At 70.3% G+C, this 20,286-nt stretch carries 18 protein-coding genes and 1 tRNA gene; 7 read left to right on the plus strand and 12 right to left on the minus strand.

Annotation, left to right across the window (positions count from 1 at the left end):
• The first annotated feature begins 16 nt into the window (after nt 1–16).
• The gene (locus ACFWW8_RS26520) at nt 17–1,207 is read left to right on the plus strand and encodes a glycosyltransferase family 39 protein (RefSeq protein ID WP_386531952.1); all 1,191 of its coding nucleotides are present in this window, start codon (nt 17–19) and stop codon (nt 1,205–1,207) included.
• 10 nt (nt 1,208–1,217) lie between these two features.
• Here ACFWW8_RS26520 and ACFWW8_RS26525 read toward each other — a convergent pair whose 3' ends face one another.
• Together ACFWW8_RS26525 and clpB are read right to left on the minus strand one after the other, a co-directional pair.
• Nucleotides 1,218–1,772 carry a YbjN domain-containing protein gene (locus ACFWW8_RS26525; protein ID WP_386531953.1) on the minus strand — a complete coding sequence of 185 codons (555 nt, stop codon included), beginning with the start codon at nt 1,770–1,772 and terminating at the stop codon, nt 1,218–1,220.
• 119 nt (nt 1,773–1,891) lie between these two features.
• Complete coding sequence (gene clpB / locus ACFWW8_RS26530) at nt 1,892–4,492, minus strand: ATP-dependent chaperone ClpB (protein WP_386531955.1); 2,601 nt, start codon at nt 4,490–4,492, stop codon at nt 1,892–1,894.
• 186 nt (nt 4,493–4,678) lie between these two features.
• Between clpB and ACFWW8_RS26535 the strand changes: the two genes are divergently transcribed.
• Nucleotides 4,679–5,092, plus strand: a complete 414-nt coding sequence (locus tag ACFWW8_RS26535; RefSeq protein WP_386531957.1) for a pyridoxamine 5'-phosphate oxidase family protein — start codon at nt 4,679–4,681, stop codon at nt 5,090–5,092.
• A 133-nt stretch (nt 5,093–5,225) separates the two neighbouring features.
• Here ACFWW8_RS26535 and ACFWW8_RS26540 read toward each other — a convergent pair whose 3' ends face one another.
• Nucleotides 5,226–5,540, minus strand: a complete 315-nt coding sequence (locus ACFWW8_RS26540) for a (2Fe-2S)-binding protein (RefSeq protein ID WP_351275361.1) — start codon at nt 5,538–5,540, stop codon at nt 5,226–5,228.
• Nucleotides 5,537–5,845 carry a 5'-nucleotidase gene (locus tag ACFWW8_RS26545; protein WP_383916381.1) on the minus strand — a complete coding sequence of 103 codons (309 nt, stop codon included), beginning with the start codon at nt 5,843–5,845 and terminating at the stop codon, nt 5,537–5,539. Before ACFWW8_RS26545 ends, ACFWW8_RS26540 begins: the two co-directional genes overlap by 4 nt.
• Before the next feature lie 144 nt (nt 5,846–5,989).
• Between ACFWW8_RS26545 and ACFWW8_RS26550 the strand changes: the two genes are divergently transcribed.
• On the plus strand, nt 5,990–6,982 hold the full coding sequence (locus ACFWW8_RS26550) for a helix-turn-helix transcriptional regulator (protein WP_386531959.1): 993 nt from the start codon (nt 5,990–5,992) through the stop codon (nt 6,980–6,982).
• A gap of 93 nt (nt 6,983–7,075) precedes the next feature.
• Here ACFWW8_RS26550 and ACFWW8_RS26555 read toward each other — a convergent pair whose 3' ends face one another.
• The 4 genes from ACFWW8_RS26555 to dnaK are packed head-to-tail and all read right to left on the minus strand — an operon-like array spanning nt 7,076 to nt 11,302.
• Complete coding sequence (locus tag ACFWW8_RS26555) at nt 7,076–7,528, minus strand: heat shock protein transcriptional repressor HspR (protein WP_386531961.1); 453 nt, start codon at nt 7,526–7,528, stop codon at nt 7,076–7,078.
• Nucleotide 7,529: 1 nt separating this feature from the next.
• The gene (gene dnaJ / locus ACFWW8_RS26560) at nt 7,530–8,732 is read right to left on the minus strand and encodes a molecular chaperone DnaJ (protein ID WP_386531963.1); all 1,203 of its coding nucleotides are present in this window, start codon (nt 8,730–8,732) and stop codon (nt 7,530–7,532) included.
• Between the two features lie 39 nt (nt 8,733–8,771).
• Entirely contained in the window at nt 8,772–9,455 is a 684-nt protein-coding gene (gene grpE, locus ACFWW8_RS26565; RefSeq protein WP_386531965.1) for a nucleotide exchange factor GrpE, read from the minus strand.
• Nucleotides 9,455–11,302 (minus strand): molecular chaperone DnaK, encoded by a 1,848-nt coding sequence (gene dnaK / locus ACFWW8_RS26570; RefSeq protein WP_386531967.1) that lies wholly within the window; start codon nt 11,300–11,302, stop codon nt 9,455–9,457. Before dnaK ends, grpE begins: the two co-directional genes overlap by 1 nt.
• Nucleotides 11,303–11,622: 320 nt before the next feature.
• Here dnaK and ACFWW8_RS26575 point away from each other — a divergent pair, with 320 nt between their 5' ends.
• From ACFWW8_RS26575 to ACFWW8_RS26585, 3 genes are all read left to right on the plus strand, one after another.
• Complete coding sequence (locus ACFWW8_RS26575) at nt 11,623–12,153, plus strand: sugar transferase (protein WP_386531969.1); 531 nt, start codon at nt 11,623–11,625, stop codon at nt 12,151–12,153.
• Between the two features lie 111 nt (nt 12,154–12,264).
• Entirely contained in the window at nt 12,265–14,826 is a 2,562-nt protein-coding gene (locus tag ACFWW8_RS26580) for a heterodisulfide reductase-related iron-sulfur binding cluster (RefSeq protein WP_386531971.1), read from the plus strand.
• Nucleotides 14,827–15,118: 292 nt separating this feature from the next.
• Nucleotides 15,119–16,030, plus strand: a complete 912-nt coding sequence (locus ACFWW8_RS26585; RefSeq protein WP_386531973.1) for a YIP1 family protein — start codon at nt 15,119–15,121, stop codon at nt 16,028–16,030.
• A 97-nt stretch (nt 16,031–16,127) separates the two neighbouring features.
• On the opposite strand, the gene ACFWW8_RS26590 is transcribed toward ACFWW8_RS26585, so the two are convergent.
• Together ACFWW8_RS26590 and dcd are read right to left on the minus strand one after the other, a co-directional pair.
• Nucleotides 16,128–16,625, minus strand: coding sequence for a phosphoribosyltransferase (locus ACFWW8_RS26590; RefSeq protein ID WP_383916354.1), 498 nt, complete (start codon nt 16,623–16,625; stop codon nt 16,128–16,130).
• Nucleotides 16,622–17,209: a dCTP deaminase gene (dcd, locus tag ACFWW8_RS26595; protein WP_386531976.1), complete on the minus strand. Its 588-nt coding sequence runs from the start codon at nt 17,207–17,209 to the stop codon at nt 16,622–16,624. The genes ACFWW8_RS26590 and dcd overlap by 4 nt, the downstream gene beginning before the upstream one ends.
• A 480-nt stretch (nt 17,210–17,689) precedes the next feature.
• On the opposite strand from dcd, the gene ACFWW8_RS26600 reads away from it, so the two are divergent.
• Nucleotides 17,690–17,760: transfer RNA gene (locus tag ACFWW8_RS26600), tRNA-Gly, on the plus strand.
• Nucleotides 17,761–17,973: 213 nt separating this feature from the next.
• Here ACFWW8_RS26600 and ACFWW8_RS26605 read toward each other — a convergent pair.
• Nucleotides 17,974–19,326 carry an FAD-dependent oxidoreductase gene (locus tag ACFWW8_RS26605; RefSeq protein ID WP_386531978.1) on the minus strand — a complete coding sequence of 451 codons (1,353 nt, stop codon included), beginning with the start codon at nt 19,324–19,326 and terminating at the stop codon, nt 17,974–17,976.
• The gene (locus ACFWW8_RS26610) at nt 19,323–20,285 is read right to left on the minus strand and encodes a prenyltransferase (RefSeq protein WP_386531980.1); all 963 of its coding nucleotides are present in this window, start codon (nt 20,283–20,285) and stop codon (nt 19,323–19,325) included. Before ACFWW8_RS26610 ends, ACFWW8_RS26605 begins: the two co-directional genes overlap by 4 nt.
• Nucleotide 20,286 lies beyond the last annotated feature (1 nt).

Here is a 20,286-nt window from a genome sequence, read left to right on the forward strand (position 1 = left end):
CGGAAAGTCGGGACACATGGCAACGGGCCGAGCCGCGGTGTCCGCGTCTCCGTTGGAGATCCGCGCGCTGCGCGCCGTCCGGGCCGCCGCCCCGGCGTCCGTGCTCGCGCTCGGGGTGTTCGCCGCCGTCCGCGGGGCCGGGGTGCTCGTGGTCGCCCTCGGCTCCTGGTGGGCCGGGCGCGACCCGCTCGCGGTGCTCGGCAGGTCCTGGGACTCCGGCTGGTACCTCGCAATAGCCGCCCGCGGCTACGGCCGCACCCTGATGTGGCCCGACACCGTCACCGGCACCGGGCCCGTCCAGAGCGACACCGCCTTCTTCCCGCTCTACCCGGCGCTGATCCGGCTCGTCTCGGGCGTCCTGCCCGGCGGGCCCGCGACCGCCGGGCTCCTCGTCGCCTGGGTCGCCGCCGCCGCGGCCGCCGTCGGGGTCTACCGGGTCGGCGAGCGTCTCCTCGGTGCCCGCGCCGGGCTGCTCCTCGTGGGGCTGTGGGCGGCCCTCCCGCACGCCGTGGTGCTGACCCTCGCCTACACCGAGGCCCTGCTCGCGGCGCTCGCCGCATGGGCGCTGTACGCCCTCCTGCGCGACCGCTGGCTGTGGGCCGCGGGCCTCGCCGCACTGGCCGGGCTGACCCGGCCCACGGGGCTGGCCGTCGCGGCCGCCGTGTGCGCCGCCGCGCTGTACGCGGTCGCCGTACGCGGGTCCCGTGCGCCCGCGGTGTGGGCGGCCGCGCTGCTGGCGCCCGCGGGCTGGGCGGCGTACGTCCTCGCCGTCGGGGCCCGCAGGGGCGACCCGCTCGGCGGCTACTTCGCGGTGCAGCGGCACTGGGGCTCGCGCTTCGACTTCGGCGCCGGGGCGCTGCGGTCCGCGGAGCGGGTGCTGACCGGCGGGCACGTGCCGCTCGCGACCACCGTGACCGTGGTGCTGCTGGCCGCGGCGGGCCTGCTGGCGGTGCTCCTGCTGCTGGACCGCGTCCCGCTGCCGCTGCTCGCGTACACGGGGGTGCTGCTGCTGATGGCCTTCGGCGGGGCCGGCTTCTTCGAGTCGAAGCCCCGCTTCCTGCTCCCGGCGTTCCCGCTGCTGCTGCCGGTGGCCGCCGCGATGGCGAGAGCCCGGCCGCGCACCTCGGTCCTGGTGACCGCGGGGCTGGCCGGGCTCTCCTACGGCTACGGGCTGTACCTGCTGCTCGTCGCGCGCATACCGCTGTGACGGGCGACGGCTAGCTGCCGGCGTCGCCGTTCTTGCCCTCGTCGCCCTCGTCGCCCTCGGCGGAGTCGACGTCCTTCTCCAGGCCGAGCTGCTCGACGAGCCACTTGTCGAACTCGATGGACGCGCGGACCCAGCTGACCGTGGAGGACACGAAGTGCTCCAGGCTCACGCCGGTGCCGATCAGCATCTGCGCCTCACCGATCAGACGGACGGAGCCGTCGTCGTGGGTGTGGCTGTAGACCTTCGGCCACAGGGTGCGGCGGTTCCAGTCGTCGATCGACTCGAGCAGCTGCGGCTTCTCGTCGATCTTGTGCGGGCGGTCGTAGAAGGTCCGCACGGAGAAGACCTGCTGCTCGTCCTCGCCGCGGAACATGAAGTACGTGCGGAACTCCTCCCACGGCGCCGCGAGGTCGCCCTCGTCGTCGACGACGTACTTGAGCTCCATCTGTTCCAGCAGCTGCTTGACGAGATCCTGGTCGGGGACGACGGGGCCCGCCGGTCCTGTGGCCTGCGGATCGGGCTGCTGCCCTCCGAAGTTCGGAATCGAGGCCGGGTCGATGCTCACCGTGATTTTCCCTTCGTGCGGATACCTGCATCCTCCCCCATCGCGCCCACTCCGTGTCCACCCCCGGGCCCCCGATCCGCTCCGGGCGGACACGGGAACCCCGGGGGCGGGAGCGGGCCTCAGAGGACCTTGCCCACCAGCAGGCCCTCGCCGGCCACGTCGACCCGTACGGTGTCGCCGTCGCGGACCTCGCCGGAGAGGATCTCCTTCGCGAGGCGGTCGCCGATCGCCGTCTGGATCAGACGGCGCAGCGGCCGCGCCCCGTACGCCGGGTCGTTGCCCTTCTCGGCCAGCCAGGCCAAGGCCTCGGGCGAGACGTCGAGGGTGAGGCGCCGGTCGGCGAGCCGCTTGGCCAGGCGGCCGATCTGCAGCCGGGCGATGTGCGCCAGCTCGTCGCCGCTGAGCGCGGAGAAGACCACCAGGTCGTCGAGGCGGTTGAGGAACTCCGGCTTGAAGGAGCTCCGGACCACCGTCAGGACCTGTTCCTTCTTCTGCTCCACCGGGGTGACCGGGTCCATCAGGAACTGGCTGCCCAGGTTGGAGGTCAGGATCAGGATGGTGTTGCGGAAGTCCACGGTCCGGCCCTGGCCGTCCGTGAGGCGGCCGTCGTCCAGGACCTGGAGCAGGACGTCGAAGACCTCCGGGTGGGCCTTCTCGACCTCGTCCAGCAGCACCACGCTGTACGGGCGGCGGCGGACGGCCTCGGTGAGCTGGCCGCCCTCCTCGTAGCCGACGTAGCCGGGCGGGGCACCGACGAGGCGGGCCACGCTGTGCTTCTCGCCGTACTCCGACATGTCGATGCGGATCATGGCCCGCTCGTCGTCGAAGAGGAAGTCCGCGAGCGCCTTGGCCAGCTCCGTCTTGCCCACGCCGGTCGGTCCCAGGAAGAGGAACGAGCCGGTCGGGCGGTCGGGGTCGGCGATCCCGGCCCGGGTGCGGCGCACGGCGTCGGAGACGGCCCGTACGGCCTCGCCCTGGCCGATCAGGCGGCGGCCCAGTCCGTCCTCCATGCGGAGCAGCTTCTGCGTCTCGCCCTCCAGCAGGCGGCCGGCCGGGATGCCGGTCCAGGCACCGACCACGTCGGCGATGTCGTCGGGCCCCACCTCGTCCTTGACCATGCTGTCCTTGGCGGTGCCGGTCTTGGACGCCTCGGCCTCCTCCTCGGTGGCCTCTGCCAGCTCGCGCTCCAGGCCGGGGATCTCGCCGTAGAGCAGCTTGGAGGCGGAGTCGAAGTCGCCGTCGCGCTGGGCGCGCTCGGCCTGGCCGCGCAGGTCGTCCAAGCGCTCCTTGAGCTCGCCGACCAGGTTGAGGGACTGCTTCTCCTTCTCCCAGCGGGCGGTCAGGCCGCGCAGGTCCTCCTCCTTGTCCGCCAGGTCCTTGCGGAGCCGCTCCAGGCGCTCGCGGGAGGCGGGGTCGGACTCGTTCTTCAGCGCCAGCTCCTCCATCCGCAGGCGGTCCACGGAGCGCTGGAGCTCGTCGATCTCCAGCGGCGAGGAGTCGATCTCCATGCGCAGCCGGGAAGCGGCCTCGTCGACGAGGTCGATGGCCTTGTCGGGCAGGAAGCGGGAGGTGATGTACCGGTCGGACAGGGTGGCGGCCGCGACCAGGGCGCTGTCGTTGATGACGACCTTGTGGTGGGCCTCATAGCGGCCCTTGAGCCCGCGCAGGATGGCGATGGTGTCCTCGACGGACGGCTCGGCGACCAGCACCTGCTGGAAGCGCCGCTCCAGCGCCGGGTCCTTCTCGATCCGCTCGCGGTACTCGTCGAGGGTGGTCGCGCCGACCATGCGCAGCTCGCCGCGGGCCAGCATGGGCTTGAGCATGTTGCCCGCGTCCATGGCGGAGTCCCCGCCGGCGCCCGCGCCGACGACGGTGTGCAGCTCGTCGATGAAGGTGATGATCTGGCCGTCGCTCGACTTGATCTCGGCGAGGACGGTCTTGAGCCGCTCCTCGAACTCGCCGCGGTACTTGGCGCCCGCGACCATCGCGCCGAGGTCGAGGGAGACCAGCCGCTTGTTCTTCAGCGACTCCGGGACGTCGCCCTTGACGATGCGCTGGGCCAGGCCCTCGACGACGGCCGTCTTGCCGACGCCGGGCTCGCCGATGAGCACCGGGTTGTTCTTCGTACGGCGCGAGAGCACCTGGACGACGCGTCGGATCTCCTGGTCCCGGCCGATGACCGGGTCGAGCTTGCCCTCGCGCGCGGCCGCCGTGAAGTCGGTGCCGAACTTCTCCAGGGCCTTGTACTGACCCTCGGGATCGGGGGTGGTCACCCGCCGTCCTCCTCGTGCGTTCTCGAAGGCCGCCAGCAGCTTCTCCGCGCTCGCGCCCTGGCTGGAAAGTGCCTCACCGGCGGCGCCGCCCTTGGCGGCCGTGCCGATGAGGAGGTGTTCGGTGGAGAGGTACTCGTCGCCAAGCTTCCCGGCCCGCGCGTCGGCCTCGGCCAGTACGGCGAGCAGCTCGCGGGTGGGCTGCGGCGGGGCGACCGTGGAGCCGGTGACGCTGGGCAGGGCGGCGAGCAGCCGCTCGGCCTCGGCCCGTACGGCCACCTGGTCGGCGTCGGTGGCCACGAGCAGGTCGATGACGTTCTCGTTGTCCTCGCCGGCGAGCAGGGCCAGCAGCAGGTGCGCCGGGGTCAGGTCGGCGTGGCCGTCCTTGACGGCCCGGCCGGTGGCCGCGTTCAGCGCGTCACGGCTCTTGTTGGTCAGCTCGGCTTCCACTGCGTCCTCTCCTCTCCCCCAAGGGGTAACCCACTCACTCTGACAGAGTCAGCGTATGCAAAGTTGAGTCTATTCCACTCAAGGCGAAGAACGGTACGCCTCCGGGCACTCCTTCGGCCGGCCCCCGGACCTCCGCGACGCCGGGCCCACCGCGGCCGCGGCAGTGCGGGAACGTACCCTCGGGCCATGTCCCACGACGTACTCAACCCGACGCCCGAGTACCTCGCCTTCTGGCGGGAACGGCACGTCTGCACGCTGACCACCCACCGCCCCGACGGATCCCCCCACGTGGTCCCGGTGGGCGTGACGTACGACCCGGAGGCCGGCCTGGCCCGGGTGATCAGCAACCGGCACAGCAGGAAGGTCCGCAACATCCTGGTGGCCACCGCCGCGGAACCGGGCGGGGCGAGGGTGGCGGTCTGCCAGATGGAGGGGCGCCGCTGGGCCACCCTGGAGGGGCGCGCACTGGTCCGTACGGACGAGGCGTCGGTCGCCGACGCGGTGGCGCGCTACGCGGTGCGCTACGGGCGGGTCCCCTCGCCCAATCCGGACCGCGTGGTCGTCGAGATCACCCTGGACCGGGCCATGGGACGGGCCTGAGCCGCACAACGTTCAACTTGTCCGGTCGAGCACTGGACGCGGACATCACAACGGCGCCATCGTGGTCAGGTCCACGATGGCGCCGTTGTGTGGGGGTAGCGCCTGAGCGATCTGCAACGACGGGGGAATCGCTTCAGGCACTGCGGGGGGTGGCGGTGGTGATGTCGGGTTCGAAGAGCTGGTGATCGCGCTGATCAAGATTGACGAAGACCATTCCGTAGCGCACCTCGCAGCGGACCGGCTGCGGCGCGCCCCTCGGGCGGCGCAGGCAACGGTAGGCACGTACGTCCTCGTCCTCCTCGCGCACGACGACGATCGGCTGACCGAACAGGGTGACCATCAGCGAGTCCCCGGAGTACGGGATCGCGGTGGCGAGGTCGATGAACTGCCATCCGGAACGGTAGGCAGAGGCCATTTCGCGGCGGAACCCGCGGTCGTCGGGGGTCATGCGTCCGACGACTTCCCACCCACACCCCAGCCGCTGTCGGACTGCGCGCCGGTCGGCGCGCTGCCCCAGCCGCTGTCGTCCTTGGGCGACGACGGTCCCCAACCGCTGTCGGCCCGGACGCTTCCCCAGCCGCTGTCGCTCTTGCCGGGTGTTCCCCAGCCGCTGTCATCACTGGTGACACCGGCCCCCCAGCCGCTGTCGGCGGGCGCGCTGCCCCAGCCGCTGTCCGCGAGCGAGATTCCACCGACAGCAGCAGCCGTAGAGAGAGCAATGGCAGCCACCGAGCGAAGCAATTTCTTGTACATGGTCGACGTTGTCCTCACTTGATGGATTCCTCTCCCCCGCATCTCAGACGATGACTGATCGAGCCACGCCATTGCCACCGTGGCGATGCATCATGTTCCTGTACATGCAGGACCCTGGGGGTGGGAGATTTGCCGATTATGCGCATGAACCAGACACATCCCCATGCGGTGACGGACCTGTGCGACGTGGGGGCAGAGCTGTACGCGAGCGCGCTCAGCTCCGGCCGAATCGCCCGCGAGGAGGTCGAGCAGGTGCCCTGCCTGCTGGAATTCGCGCTGCTGCACCCTGATCCGGACGACGACAACTGGCTCCGCCCGGTTCCACCGTCGGTCGCATTGGCACAACGCCTCCACCCGCTGGAACGGGAGATCCTGCACCGCAGGCGCTCCTCCATCGAGCTCACCGAAGCGTTTGAGCCATTCATGGCCATCAGCGCGCTCACGCCGGCGCCGACGCACGCGATCACCGTGCTGGAGGGATTCAACAGGATCAACGCGGCGCTCAACGTCGCCACCGCCGAGTGCCAGGCGGAGATGCTCACCATCCAGCCGGGCGGCGGGCGTTCCGAGAACATACTCAACCAGGCGATCGAGCGCGACCAGCCGCTGATCCGGCGCGGCGTGAGCATGCGCACCCTGTACCAGCACACCGTCCGGCACAGCCGGGGCACCATGGCCTACGTCGACCGGATGGCCAGCGGCAAGGTCGAGATCCGGACACTCGAAGAGCTGGTCGAGCGGTTGATCATCTGCGACGAATCGGTCGCTTTCATACCGGCCAGCGACGACCAGCAGATCGCCCTGGAACTGCGCCACCCGGCCCTCGTGCGCTACCTGGTCCGCGTCTTCGAGCAGCTGTGGCGGCGGGCCACCCCCCTCAACGAGCAGATCCCGTACGACCCGACGCCCTCGGGGATCTCCGGCGTGCAGCGCTCCATCGCCCAGCTCCTCGTCGAGGGACACGTGGACGAGGCCATCGCCCGCCGCCTCGGCATGAACGTCCGCACCTGCCGCGCGCACATCGCCAAACTGGCCACCGCCCTCGGCAGCGGCAGTCGCGCCCAGCTGGGCTACCTGATCGCCCAGTCGGGCATCCTCGGCCGCGTCTCGGGCCCCGCCGGCCGGCCCCCGCTGTGACGCGTGCGGCAAGGGCCGCCGCGGCCCGTACCGGCACGCACGACGGCCCCGCCCGGAGCGTTCCGGGCGGGGCCTTCGTACGTGCGGCGGACGTCAGTCCAGCGGGCGCTTCGGCGTCGGGCGCCAGACCACCAGGGCGCTGCCCGACTGCGGAGCCTGGTACGGGACCAGGTCGCGCCGGTACGAGGCGTGCACCTGGGCCTCGCGGGCCTGCAGCGCGGCGGCCGCGCCGTCCACCGCGGTGGCGAGTTCGGCCACGCGCTGCTGGAGGGCGGTGACCTGGTTCTCCAGCTCGATGATCCGCTTGATGCCCGCCAGGTTGATGCCCTCGTCCTGGGACAGCGCCTGCACCGTGCGGAGCAGTTCGATGTCCCGGGCCGAATAGCGCCGGCCGCGGCCCGCCGTGCGGTCCGGGGAGACCAGGCCGAGCCGGTCGTACTGCCGCAGGGTCTGCGGATGCAGACCCGAGAGCTGGGCGGCCACCGAGATCACGTAGACCGGGGTCTCGTCGGTCAGTTGATAGGGATTCCTGCGACGGCCGTCCATGTCATGCTCCCTTCGCGGACTCGAACAGCGCGGAGCGCGGGTCCTCCGACCCGGTCGCCTCGCGGTACTTCTCCAGTGCCTCGCGCGCCTCGTCCGACAGCTCCGCGGGGACGGCCACCTCGACCGTCACCAGCAGGTCGCCGCGGGTGCCGTCCTTGCGGACCGCCCCCTTGCCGCGTGCCCGCATGGTGCGGCCGCCCGGCGTACCCGGCGGGAGCTTCAGCGTCACCGAGGGACCGTTCAAGGTCGGGACCTTGATGTCGGCGCCCAGGGCCGCCTCGGCGAAGGTCACCGGGACGGTCACCGTCAGGTTGTCGTCCCTGCGGCCGAACACCGGGTGCGCGTCGACGTGCACGACGACGTAGAGATCGCCGCCGGGACCGCCGCGCTCGCCCGGCGCGCCCTTGCCCCGCAGCCGGATCCGCTGGCCGTCGGAGACGCCCGCCGGGATCCGCACCTGCATGGTGCGGGAGCTGCGGGCGCGCCCGCTGCCCTTGCAGATGTCGCACGGGTGTTCCGCGATCAGGCCGCGGCCCTTGCAGTCCGCGCAGGGGTCGGTCAGGGAGAAGCCGCCGCCGCTGCCCCGCGAGACCTGGCCGGTGCCGACGCAGGTCGGGCACACCCGGGGGGTGCCGTTCTTGTCGCCGGTGCCCGAACAGGCCTTGCAGGGCGCCTGCGAGGACATCCGGAGCGGGACCGTGGCCCCGTCCACCGCCTCCGTGAAGGAGAGGGTGACCTCCGACTCGATGTCCTGGCCCCGGCGCGGCTGGGTACGGGTGCCCGCACCGGCGCCGGCGCCGCCGCGGTTGAACAGACCGCCGAAGACATCGCCCAGACCGCCGCCGAAGCCGCCGCCCGGACCGCCCGGCTGCGGCTGCTGCCCGCCGAAGAGGTCGCCGAGGTCGAAGTTGAACGAACCGCCCCCGCCCGGACCCGGGCGGCCGCCACGGTCGAAGAGGGCGCCGTTGCCGAACAGGGCGCGGGCCTCGTCGTACTCCTTGCGCTTCTTCGGGTCGCCGAGGACGTCGTTCGCCTCGGAGATCTCCTTGAAGCGCCCCTCGGCCGAGGCGTCGCCCTTGTTGGCGTCCGGGTGGAACTCGCGGGCGAGCTTGCGGTACGCCTTCTTGATCTCGGCCTCGGTGGCGTCCTTCGGGACACCGAGGACCTTGTAGTAGTCCTTCTCGACGAAGTCCTTCGTGTTCATCCCCGGTGTCCCTCCTCCCGTGCCTCTACGTGTGGTGCATCAGCCCTTGTCGGGGGCATCCGCGTCCTTGTCCGACGGCGCCTCGCCCTCCGCGTCCGCGGAGTCGGAGCCCGCGGACTTCGGGGCCGCGCCCGGCTGGGGCTCGGCCACCGCGACCCGTGCGGGACGGATCGTGCGCTCGCCGATCCGGTAGCCCGGCTGCAGGATCGCCACGCAGGTCGTCTCGGTGACGTCCGGCGCGTACGAGTGCATCAGGGCCTCGTGGATCGTCGGGTCGAAGGGCTCGCCCTCCTTGCCGAACTGCTGGAGGCCCATCTTGGCGGCCACGGTCTCCAGCGATTCGGCCACGGACTTGAAGCCGCCGACCAGCTCGCCATGCTCCCGCGCCCGGCCGACGTCGTCCAGAGTCGGGAGCAGTTCGCTCAGGAGGGACGCGACCGCGACCTCCTTGACGGTGATCCGGTCCCGGTCCACCCGGCGCCGGTAGTTCTGGTACTCGGCCTGGAGCCGCTGGAGGTCCGCGGTGCGCTCGGAGAGCGCCGTACGGGCCTGGTCCAGCTGCGCCAGCAGCGCGGTCTCCTGACCGGCGGCGGCCTGTGCGTCGTCCCCGTCCGGGCCCGGGGCCGCCTCCTCCTGGGAGGAGTCGGCGGCCTTCGGCTCGTCGGGCGTGCCGTCGACGGGGACTTCGGGCTTCTCGTCGAACCCCGGGGTCTCCTCCGACATCAGGCAGCACCACCCTTCGGCTTCTCGTCGTCGACGATCTCGGCGTCGACGACGTCGTCGTCCGCCTTGGCCTGGCCCGCGTCACCGGCGGCGCCGGCCGCACCCTGGGCGGCCTGGGCGTCGGCGTAGATCGCCTGGCCCAGCTTCTGGCTGACCGCGGCGAGCTTCTCCGTCGCGGTGCGGATCTCGGCCGTGTCCTCGCCCTTGAGGGTCTCCTTGAGCTCGGAGACGGCCGTCTCGACCTCGGTCTTGACGTCGGCCGGGACCTTGTCCTCGTTGTCCTTGACGAACTTCTCCGTCTGGTAGACGAGCTGCTCGCCCTGGTTGCGGGACTCGGCGGCCTCCTTGCGGCGCAGGTCCTCGTCCGCGTACTGCTCCGCCTCCTGGCGCATGCGGTCGACCTCGTCCTTGCCGAGCGAAGAGCCGCCGGTGACGGTCATCTTCTGCTCCTTGCCCGTGCCGAGGTCCTTGGCCGTGACGTGCATGATGCCGTTCGCGTCGATGTCGAAGGAGACCTCGATCTGCGGGACGCCACGCGGGGCCGGCGGCAGGCCGGTCAGCTCGAACATGCCGAGCTTCTTGTTGTACGCCGCGATCTCGCGCTCGCCCTGGTAGACCTGGATCTGCACGGACGGCTGGTTGTCCTCGGCCGTCGTGAAGATCTCGGACCGCTTGGTCGGGATCGTGGTGTTGCGCTCGATGAGCTTGGTCATGATGCCGCCCTTGGTTTCGATACCGAGGGACAGCGGGGTCACGTCGAGGAGCAGGACGTCCTTGACCTCACCCTTGAGCACGCCCGCCTGGAGGGTCGCGCCGATGGCGACGACCTCGTCCGGGTTGACGCCCTTGTTGGCGTCCTGACCGCCGGTGAGCTCCTTGACGAGCTCGGCGACGGCCGGCATGCGGGTGGAGCCGCCGACCAGGACCACGTGGTCGATCTCGGACAGCTGGATGCCGGCGTCCTTGATGACGTTGTGGAACGGGGTCTTGCAGCGGTCCAGGAGGTCCGAGGTGAGCTGCTGGAACTGGGCGCGCGTGAGCTTCTCGTCCAGGTGCAGCGGGCCCTCGGCGGAGGCCGTGATGTAGGGCAGGTTGATCGAGGTCTCCGTGGAGGAGGACAGCTCGATCTTCGCCTTCTCGGCGGCCTCGCGCAGGCGCTGGAGCGCCATCTTGTCCTTGGACAGGTCGACGCCGTGGCCGTTCTGGAACTGCTTCACGAGGTAGTCGACGACGCGCTGGTCCCAGTCGTCGCCACCGAGGTGGTTGTCGCCGTTGGTCGCCTTGACCTCGACGACGCCGTCGCCGATCTCGAGGAGCGATACGTCGAAGGTGCCGCCACCGAGGTCGAAGACGAGGATGGTCTGGTCGTCCTTGTCGAGACCGTAGGCCAGGGCGGCGGCCGTCGGCTCGTTGACGATGCGCAGGACGTTCAGGCCCGCGATCTCGCCGGCTTCCTTCGTCGCCTGACGCTCGGAGTCGTTGAAGTAGGCCGGGACGGTGATGACCGCGTCCGTGACCTTCTCACCCAGGTAGGCCTCGGCGTCCCGCTTCAGCTTCTGCAGGATGAAGGCGCTCATCTGCTGCGGGTTGAAGTCCTTGCCATCCAGGTTGATCTTCCAGTCAGTGCCCATGTGGCGCTTGACGGAGCGGATGGTCCGGTCCACGTTCGTGACCGCCTGGCGCTTCGCGACCTCGCCGACGAGCACCTCGCCGTTCTTGGCGAAGGCGACGACGGACGGCGTGGTCCTGGCGCCCTCGGCGTTGGTGATGACGGTGGGCTCGCCGCCTTCCAGAACGCTGACGACGGAGTTAGTGGTGCCCAGGTCGATGCCGACCGCACGTGCCATTTCGATTCCTCCAGCTGACTTGAGTGGAACAGACTCAACCATGCACGATCGTCGCGCGTGCGTCAACAGACCTGAGTCGAGTCGGCTCAACCTTTAGGCCTTCCTTACGCGCAACCAGCGGGCGGCTCCACTCGGCCGGAGCCCGCAGCCCGCAGCCCGCAGCCCGCAGCCCGCAGCCCGCCGAAGCCTGCGCCGCCGGGGCGCGCAGGGAGCCCCGCTGGGCGGCGCCCCACCCGAACGGCCCAGTCCGGGCACCCGTCCGGCCCCCGCCCGCCGCGCGGCGCGCCGGGCACGACGCCACCGTGCGGCACGGTTCCCGCATGCCTCTGACGCTCGCCGCCCTCCCCCTCCCGCGGCCGGCCCGGCCGCCGGCGAAACGGGTGCTCGACCTCATCGGGGCCGCGATCCTGCTGATCCTCTGCGCGGCGCCGCTCGCCCTGGCCGCCGCCGCGCTCGCCACCGCGCACGGCCGGCGGGTCCTCGTACGGGAGCCCGCGGCGGGGCTCGCCGGCCGCCCGTTCCTGACGTACCGGCTGCGCACGGCCGGCGCGGGCCGGGCCGGAGCGGCGGTGGAACGGTGCGCCCTCGACGGGCTCCCGCAGCTGCTCAACGTGTTCCGTGGCGAGATGTCGCTCGTCGGCCCGCGCCCCGAACCCGGTACGGATCGGCCCGACCGGCTTCTCGTTCGCCCCGGAATGACCGGATTGTGGCAGGTGAGCGCGCGCTCCGACCTGCCCTGGGAGGAGATGGCCCTGCTCGACCGGCACTATGTGGAGAGCCATTGGCTGGGGATGGATCTCGCGATCCTCGCCCGGACCCCTCGCGCGGCCTACCGACAGAGGTATGCCTGAGCGACACAGATCACCGCACGCTCGCCTACATTGCGGCGCGGAGAATGGGTAACCTCAAGCCTTGACTCAATAAGTTACCGCTTAGTAAGTCCCCGCCCGAGGAGCCCTTCCATGCAACTCGCCGCGATCATCGTGTCGCTGGTCCTGACCGTGGTCGGCGTCGCGCTGCTCGCACGAGCCGTGGCGCAGATCTACCGGTTCGTGAAGATCGGCCAGCCCGTACCGGCGGGCAGCCGTACGAACGACCCGAAGGCACGAACGCTCACCCTGGCCCGGGAGTTCCTCGGCCACAGCCGGATGAACCGCTGGGGCATCGTCGGCTTCGCGCACTGGTTCGTCGCGATCGGCTTCCTGACGCTGCCGCCGACGCTGGCCCAGGCGTACGGCCAGCTCTTCCAGGCCGACTGGACGCTGCCGGTCATCGGCGGCTTCCTGCCGTTCGAGATGTACATCGAGTTCATCGGCCTGATGACGGTCGTGGGCATCGTCGTGCTGATCGCGATCCGGCTGCTGAACCTGCCCTCGCGGGCCGGCCGCAAGTCGCGCTTCACCGGCTCGAAGGCCTGGCAGGCCTACTTCGTCGAGTACATCATCCTGACGATCGGCCTGGCGATCCTGGCCCTGCGCGGCCTCGAGGGCGCGATCCACCACGTGGACTCGTACGACCCGGCGTACTTCGTGTCGTACCCGCTGGTGCTGGCCTTCAAGGGACTCTCGCTCGGCACCCTGCAGAACGCCATCTACTTCACCGCGATGATCAAGATCGGCACGTCGCTGGTCTGGATGATCGTCGTTTCGCTCAACACCAACATGGGTGTCGCCTGGCACCGTTTCCTCGGCTTCCCGAACATCTGGTTCAAGAGGAACGCCGACGGCGCGGTCGCGCTCGGCGAGCTCAAGCCGATGACGAGCGGCGGCAAGGAGATCGACTTCGAGGACCCGGGCGAGGACGACGTCTTCGGCGTCTCCCAGGTCGAGCAGTTCTCCTGGAAGGGCATCCTCGACTTCTCCACCTGCACGGAGTGCGGCCGCTGCCAGTCGCAGTGCCCCGCCTGGAACACCGGCAAGCCGCTGTCCCCGAAGCTCCTGATCATGTCGCTGCGCGACCACGCGCACGCCAAGGCCCCGTACCTGCTCGCGGGCGGCGGCAAGGACATGGAGGGCAACGAGAAGGCCACGGCGGAGCAGCTGAAGGACGTCCCCGCGGCCGCCCTCGCCGAGGCCGAGCGCCCGCTGATCGGGACGGCCGAGGAGAACGGCGTCATCGACCCGGACGTGCTGTGGTCCTGCACGACCTGCGGTGCGTGCGTCGAGCAGTGCCCGGTCGACATCGAGCACATCGACCACATCGTCGACATGCGGCGTTACCAGGTGATGATCGAGAGCGCGTTCCCGTCGGAGGCGGGCACGATGCTCAAGAACCTGGAGAAGAAGGGCAACCCCTGGGGCCTGGCCAAGAAGCAGCGCGTCGAGTGGACCAAGGAGGTCGACTTCGAGGTCCCGATCATCGGGAAGGACGCGGAGGACCTCTCGGAGTTCGACTACCTGTACTGGGTCGGCTGCGCGGGCGCGCTGGAGGACCGGGCCAAGAAGACGACGAAGGCCTTCGCGGAGCTGCTGAACATCGCGGGCGTCAAGTTCGCGATCATGGGCGGCGACGAGAAGTGCACCGGCGACTCGCCGCGCCGCCTGGGCAACGAGCCGCTGTTCCAGCAGCTGGGCCAGGAGAACGTGGCCATGCTGAACATGGCCTTCGGCGAGGACGACGAGGACCCGTCGACGAAGAAGCCGAAGTCGGCGAAGCGGATCGTCTCGACCTGCCCGCACTGCTTCAACACCATCGCGAACGAGTACCCGCAGCTGGGTGGCGAGTACGAGGTCATCCACCACACGCAGTTGCTCCAGCACCTGATCGACGAGGGCCGGCTGACGCCGGTCACGCCGGTCGAGGGCCTGATCACGTACCACGACCCGTGCTACCTGGGCCGGCACAACAAGATCTACACGCCGCCGCGCGAGATCATGTCGTCCGTGCCGGGCCTGCGCCAGCAGGAGATGCACCGCCACAAGGAGCGGGGCTTCTGCTGCGGCGCCGGTGGCGCGCGGATGTGGATGGAGGAGCGGATCGGCAAGCGCATCAACAACGAGCGCGTCGACGAGGCCCTGTCCCTCAACCCGGACATCGTCTCGACCGCGTGCCCGTTCTGCCTGGTGATGCTGACGGACTCGGTCAACGGCAAGAAGAACGACGGCCAGGCCAAGGAGTCCGTGCAGGTCGTGGACGTGGCGCAGCTGCTGCTGGAGTCGGTGAAGACCCCGGAGCCGGAGCCGGAGCCGGAGCCGGAGCCTGTGGTCGAGCCCGAGCCGGTCCCCGCCGCGAAGGCGACGGCCACGGCCACGGCGACAGCCGCCGTCAAAGCCGAGCCGAAGGCCCCGGCGGCGACGCCCGCGGCCGCACCGAAGGCGGAGCCGGCCGCGGAGCCGGCCCCGGTGGCCCCGGTGGCCGGGGCGGAGCCGGTGACCACCGAGGCGGAGCCGAAGGCGGATGCGGCCCCCGCCGCCGAGGCCGAGCCGAAGGCGGAGCCGGCGGCCGAAGCCGAGGAGCCCGAGGCGGAGCCTGAGGCGAAGCCCGAGGCGGACGGCAAGCCCCAGACGGCGGAGAGCGGCAAGTAACGCCCCGCAGCCGCCCGCACCGCGACGGCCGGTCCCCCCACCGGGGGGACCGGCCGTCGCACGTTCCGCGGTTCAGCCGGTTCGGCGGCGACGACCGGCACAGCCCGCACAGCCCACACAGCCCGTAAGACCCGCACGGCCAGCACGGTGATTTCACCCCATACCGGACATCACACGGGGGTGGGGGCAACCCCCCGGGGTTCCCCTAGGGGATGTCACAGGTCAGCCGCAAAGGCCGCGTGTTCCGGCCGCCCGGCCACCGGGACCCGCGGGACCAGGTACGTTCGATCACGTGGCTGGATTCAGGATCGGACGCGGCCGGGACAACAACCGCACCCCGCAACAACCCCCGCAGCAGCAGCCGTACGGTCAGCAGCAACCGCCGCCGCCGTACGGCCAGCAGCCCTACCCCCCGCAGCAGCAGTGGCCCTCACAGGCCCCGGGGGACCAAGGCGAGCCCGAGTACTTCGACCCGTACGGTCAGCACCCGCAGGGGCGCCCCCCGTACGGCCACGGAGCTCCCGGCTCGCCCGGCGCCCCCGCGCCCGGTCCGGCGTACGGGAACGACAACCCGGGGCACACCCGCGCGTTCTCCATCGGCGAGGACCCGTACAACCAGGGCGCGACCTACCAGGCGGGCGCGGCCGCGGCGGCGCCGTCCGGGCCGCGGCTGCCGTGGAAGGAACTGCTCCGCGGCATCGTGACCCGCCCGGGGCAGACGTTCCTCCAGATGCGCGACTTCGCCGTCTGGGGCCCTGCGCTGACCGTGACCTTCCTCTACGGGATGCTCGCGGTGTTCGGCTTCGACAGCGCCCGTGAGGACGCCATCAAGGCGCCCCTCGGCTCGGCCATCCCGATCGTCCTCAGCACCGGCGTGGCCTTCGTCATCTGCGGGCTGATCCTGGGCGCGGTGACGCACACCCTGGCCCGCCAGATGGGCGGCGACGGCTCCTGGCAGCCCACCGTGGGCCTGTCGATGCTGGTCATGTCCGTCACCGACGCGCCGCGCCTGCTGTTCGCCGTGTTCCTCGGCGGCGACAACATGGTGGTGCAGGTCCTCGGCTGGGCCACCTGGGTCGCGGCCGGCGCCCTGTTCACGTCGCTGATCAGCAAGTCCCACGACCTGCCGTGGCCGAAGGCGCTGGGCGCGTCCGCGATCCAGCTCATCGCACTGCTGTCGATCATCAAGCTCGGCACGCTGTAACGGCCGACCACCACCCCGCCGAACACGCCGAAGGGCCCGCCGCGCAGTCACCTGCGTGGCGGGCCCTTCGTCCGTACGGCGTCGTCGCGCGTCCGGATCAGGCGTCGAGGACCTGGCCCTCGCGCTTGACCACGGGCGGCTCGACCGACCAGGGGAAGTTGATCCACTCGTCGGTCTTCTTCCACACGTACTCGCACTTCACGAGGGAGTGGGACTTCTCGTAGACGACCGCGGAGCGGACCTCGGCGACGTGCCCCAGGCAGAAGTCGTGCACCAGCTTGAGCGTCTTGCCGGTGTCGGCGACGTCGTCGGCGATCAGGACCTTCTTGTTCGTGAAGTCGATCGCCTCGGGCACGGGCGACAACATGACCGGCATCTCCAGCGTGGTCCCGACGCCGGTGTAGAACTCCACGTTCACGAGGTGGATGTTCTTGCAGTCGAGCGCGTACGCAAGGCCGCCGGCGACGAACACCCCGCCGCGCGCGATGCTCAGGATGATGTCGGGCTCGTAACCGTCGTCGGCGATGGTCTGCGCCAGTTCGCGGACGGCGCGGCCGAACCCCTCGTAGTTGAGGTTCTCGCGTACTTCGCTCATGCCTCGTGCCTCACCTGGGTGCGGTGGAAGTTCTGGAAGGAGCGCGAGGCGGTCGGCCCGCGCTGCCCCTGGTACCTGGACCCGTATCGGTCGCTGCCGTACGGGAACTCCGCGGACGAGCTGAGCTGGAACAGGCACAGCTGCCCGATCTTCATACCCGGCCAGAGCTTGATCGGCAGGGTCGCCAGGTTCGACAGCTCCAGGGTCACGTGACCCGAGAAGCCCGGGTCGATGAACCCCGCGGTCGAGTGCGTCACCAGGCCGAGGCGGCCCAGGCTGGACTTCCCCTCCAGGCGGGAGGCGATGTCGTCGGGCAGCGAGATGACCTCGTACGTCGAGGCGAGGACGAACTCGCCCGGATGCAGGATGAACGCCTCGTCGCCCTCGGGCTCGACCAGCCGGGTCAGGTCGGACTGCTCGACGGCGGGGTCGATGTGGGCGTAACGGTGGTTCTCGAAGACCCGGAAGAACCGGTCGAGACGTACATCGATGCTGGAGGGCTGCACCATCGACTCGTCGAACGGGTCGATGCGGACCCGTCCGCTGTCGATCTCGGCCCGGATGTCTTTGTCAGAGAGAAGCACGTCCCGAGGATACGCAGAGCGCGCGGACCTGCCCCAATCGGAGCGGCACCCGCGCGCCCGGCCGTACGTCCCGCACGGCTACCGCTTGGCGGCGCCCCCGCCCACGGGCACGGACTGCCTCAGCCGCGCGCACCGCGGACACCGCAGAAGCCGCCCCGGCCCGATCCGGCCGGCACCGAGGTGCTGCAGCGGAAACGAGGCGGTACTGAAAACGTGCCCTTCGGCACAACGGACGACGGTGTGCTCCATCGAGTCCCTTTCCCCAACGAGCCGTACTGCGTACTGCGACGAATCGCCACATTAGGGGATGAACGCGACCCGCTCCAGCCGCCGCTCCGCCCCCACACGGTACGCCCCAACTCCCGCCCCCACACGCCCCCGTACCCACCCGACACGACAACGACCCCGCGGCAAATTCACCGGGGGTCGACGATGGGGTAGAGTGACGAACGAGACGGATCCAGGCAACTGGCCCGTTATGCGGATGTAGTTTAATGGTAGAACATGAGCTTCCCAAGCTTATAGCGCGGGTTCGATTCCCGTCATCCGCTCTTACAAGAAGGCCCAGGTCAGCGACCTGGGCCTTCTTCGTTGTCAAGACCTCTCATGCGCCGACGGCATCCGCTCGATAAAGGTCCAAGCCGCCCTCCAGGGCATGCGCGTCCGCCTGCGCCGGTACAGCAGAGTGCCGGAAACCCAGGAACTCCGAGAACGCGCGGCTCGCGTTTCGGGGTGACCAGGAGGGACCCGGGCGAACCCCACGTTCACTGAGGTGCTTGGCAGCCGGGGCCTCGAAGGCCCTGCCGTTTGAGCGCTGCAAGGACAACGCGCGGGCGGATGAGTGTGGTGGGCGGATCGCTCAGGCCCGCCACGCGGATCAGGGCGTCCGTGGCAGCTGAGTCGTGTGGTGCCGCACCGTGCAGCCGGGTCACGTATGCGTTGCCCAGACGGGCAGCGAGAGCGCGCACTCCCTTACCTCCGGTGTGCTGCAAATCTCTCGTAGTCGACAGGAACCACGGGCGGTTGATGATCCTGCCGACGTCGCGCACGAAAGCCTGCGAGCTCGGGTCGGTGCCGCGGCCGAGATGGGCTCGCAGGGCCATGACTTCCATCGCGGCCACGGTCATGCCCTGGCTGTAGCTGGGGTTGAGGCTGCACATGGCGTCGCCGAGCACGAGCAGCCGCTCGGGGAAACGGGAAAGCCGCTCGTAGCGTCTGCGTACGCTCGCCGGAACGTGGAAGGCGATCGGATCCGTCAGCGGCGTAGCACCGCGAATGCGTTCGTACACCGCGGCGGTGGGCAGAGACCTGCAGAACTCGAGGTATCCGTCCGGGTCCACGGGCGGATGATCACCGAGGATCCCCGTGAGAGACAGGTAGTAGGTGTCGTCGCCGGCGCGGCCGAAGACCGCCCCCCGCGGGTTGGTGCGTGAGGCCAGACACGTAAGGAACTGGGCGCCGTTGAGGGACTTCGAGCTGCGGTACAGGCGCGTGACGTAGGCGAGGCCGATGGCCATGCGGTCCTCGGGCGGCCGTTCGTAGCCCAACTGCTCCAGCCACACGGGCGTGCGCGACCCACGGCCGCAGGTGTCGACGACGAGGTCGGCGCCGAGGCTGAATTCGTCAACGGCCTCTGCGGCTGCTGACCGCAGTCGGACACCGGTCACGCGACCTCGGCACGGGGTGGCCTCCAGTCCGGTCAGCTCGGTCCGCTCCAGGAAGGTGACGCCCGGCCGCGCGACCACCTTGCCGCGGATGTAGTCCTCGAGCACGGGGCGCTGCGTGGTCACCGTCGGCAGACCGGTGCGGGCGGCGCGGAACCGTTCGCCGTTGAAGTACCAGTGCTGCTCGCCCAGGTCTCCCATCGGGAACCGCGCACGTCGCATCTCGTCGAGGATGCCGGGAAACAGTTCCTCGAGGATCATGCAGCCGCGGGCGTGCAGGCCATGGGCGTGACCCGCATGAGGGGTTCCGCGCCGCGAGTCCCGTACGCCGACGACCTTGTCGCGTTCGACGACGATGACCTCGCGGTAGAAGTCGGACAGCACTCTGGCCGCGAGCGTGCCGCTAATGCTGCCGCCGACCACGACGGCCCGGTCACCGACCGGGCCGTTCATGACGGGTGTCCGACGATCAGCGCGGCGGCGAGGCCTACGAAGCCGAGGTCGATGGAGAGCAGCACCAGGAACCGGGCCGTACGCAATCTCCGCCCGTACACCCCGTACCAGAGTTGGATCAGGTGCAGGACGACGACCGGAGCGGCGAACACGAGCGTGCCGGGCCTCAGCCGCGTCGCGCCGAACAGCACTGCCAGCAGCACCGCGTGCACTGCCACCAGCATGTGGAGAGCGACGGCGAACCACAGCGGGGGCAGTATGACGGCGAGGGTTTTGCGGCCCACGGCTGCGTCGCCGGACCTGTCGGAGGCGTTGCCGTACGACACGACCAGGAGCAGCCACAGTCCGAACAGCGCGCCCACCAGCAGGGCCTCGCGACTGACCGTGCCGGCGACGATCCAGTAGGGCATGATCACCGTCCAGGCACCGGTGACCAGGATCGCCGATTCAAGCCCCACCGGCCGGTAGCTGAGCTTGATGCCGCACGAGTACTGGACGCCCAAGACCTGTACGGCGAACGCGACCGCGATCGCCAGCGCGGGTACCCGCCAGCCCAGAATGCCCGCCCCCACCGGGATGGCGAGGACGCCGACGGTCCCGGTGACGAGGGCGAATCCAACGGCCTGGGGCAGGGACAGCTCACCGGTAATCAGAGGTTTCCTGACCCTCGTCACCCGAGGTCTGCCCCGGTAGTTGTGCTCGTCGCTGCCGTTCAAGTACCCGGTGACGTCGTCAGCGGCCGCCGCACTCCACTGCACTGCCAGGGTGCCGACCAGCACACAGGCCAGGGCGAGCACGTCCTCTCGGCTGGCGTCGCTGAGGAAGCCCTCCGAGCGCAGGAGCAGCAGCCCCAGGGCCCAGCCGTAGGTGTAGTGGTACATCCGTGCCTTGCCGAGCCTGAGGTAGCTGACGATCCCCGGCCGGGCACGGATCGACGTGGCGACCGGTGGTGCGTACACG

The organism is Streptomyces sp. NPDC058701, from assembly GCF_042715295.1.
GTDB lineage: Bacteria > Actinomycetota > Actinomycetes > Streptomycetales > Streptomycetaceae > Streptomyces.

Coding starts and splice junctions, on each gene's coding strand:
- ACFWW8_RS26555 (WP_386531961.1), bottom strand. CDS start 7,528: ATGGACGGCCGTCGCAGGAATCCCTATCAACTGACCGACGAGACCCCG.
- ACFWW8_RS26520 (WP_386531952.1), top strand. CDS start 17: ATGGCAACGGGCCGAGCCGCGGTGTCCGCGTCTCCGTTGGAGATCCGC.
- ACFWW8_RS26545 (WP_383916381.1), bottom strand. CDS start 5,845: ATGTACAAGAAATTGCTTCGCTCGGTGGCTGCCATTGCTCTCTCTACG.
- dnaJ (WP_386531963.1), bottom strand. CDS start 8,732: ATGAACACGAAGGACTTCGTCGAGAAGGACTACTACAAGGTCCTCGGT.
- ACFWW8_RS26590 (WP_383916354.1), bottom strand. CDS start 16,625: ATGAGCGAAGTACGCGAGAACCTCAACTACGAGGGGTTCGGCCGCGCC.
- ACFWW8_RS26535 (WP_386531957.1), top strand. CDS start 4,679: ATGTCCCACGACGTACTCAACCCGACGCCCGAGTACCTCGCCTTCTGG.
- ACFWW8_RS26550 (WP_386531959.1), top strand. CDS start 5,990: ATGAACCAGACACATCCCCATGCGGTGACGGACCTGTGCGACGTGGGG.
- ACFWW8_RS26575 (WP_386531969.1), top strand. CDS start 11,623: ATGCCTCTGACGCTCGCCGCCCTCCCCCTCCCGCGGCCGGCCCGGCCG.
- grpE (WP_386531965.1), bottom strand. CDS start 9,455: ATGTCGGAGGAGACCCCGGGGTTCGACGAGAAGCCCGAAGTCCCCGTC.
- ACFWW8_RS26580 (WP_386531971.1), top strand. CDS start 12,265: ATGCAACTCGCCGCGATCATCGTGTCGCTGGTCCTGACCGTGGTCGGC.
- ACFWW8_RS26540 (WP_351275361.1), bottom strand. CDS start 5,540: ATGACCCCCGACGACCGCGGGTTCCGCCGCGAAATGGCCTCTGCCTAC.
- dnaK (WP_386531967.1), bottom strand. CDS start 11,302: ATGGCACGTGCGGTCGGCATCGACCTGGGCACCACTAACTCCGTCGTC.
- ACFWW8_RS26605 (WP_386531978.1), bottom strand. CDS start 19,326: ATGAACGGCCCGGTCGGTGACCGGGCCGTCGTGGTCGGCGGCAGCATT.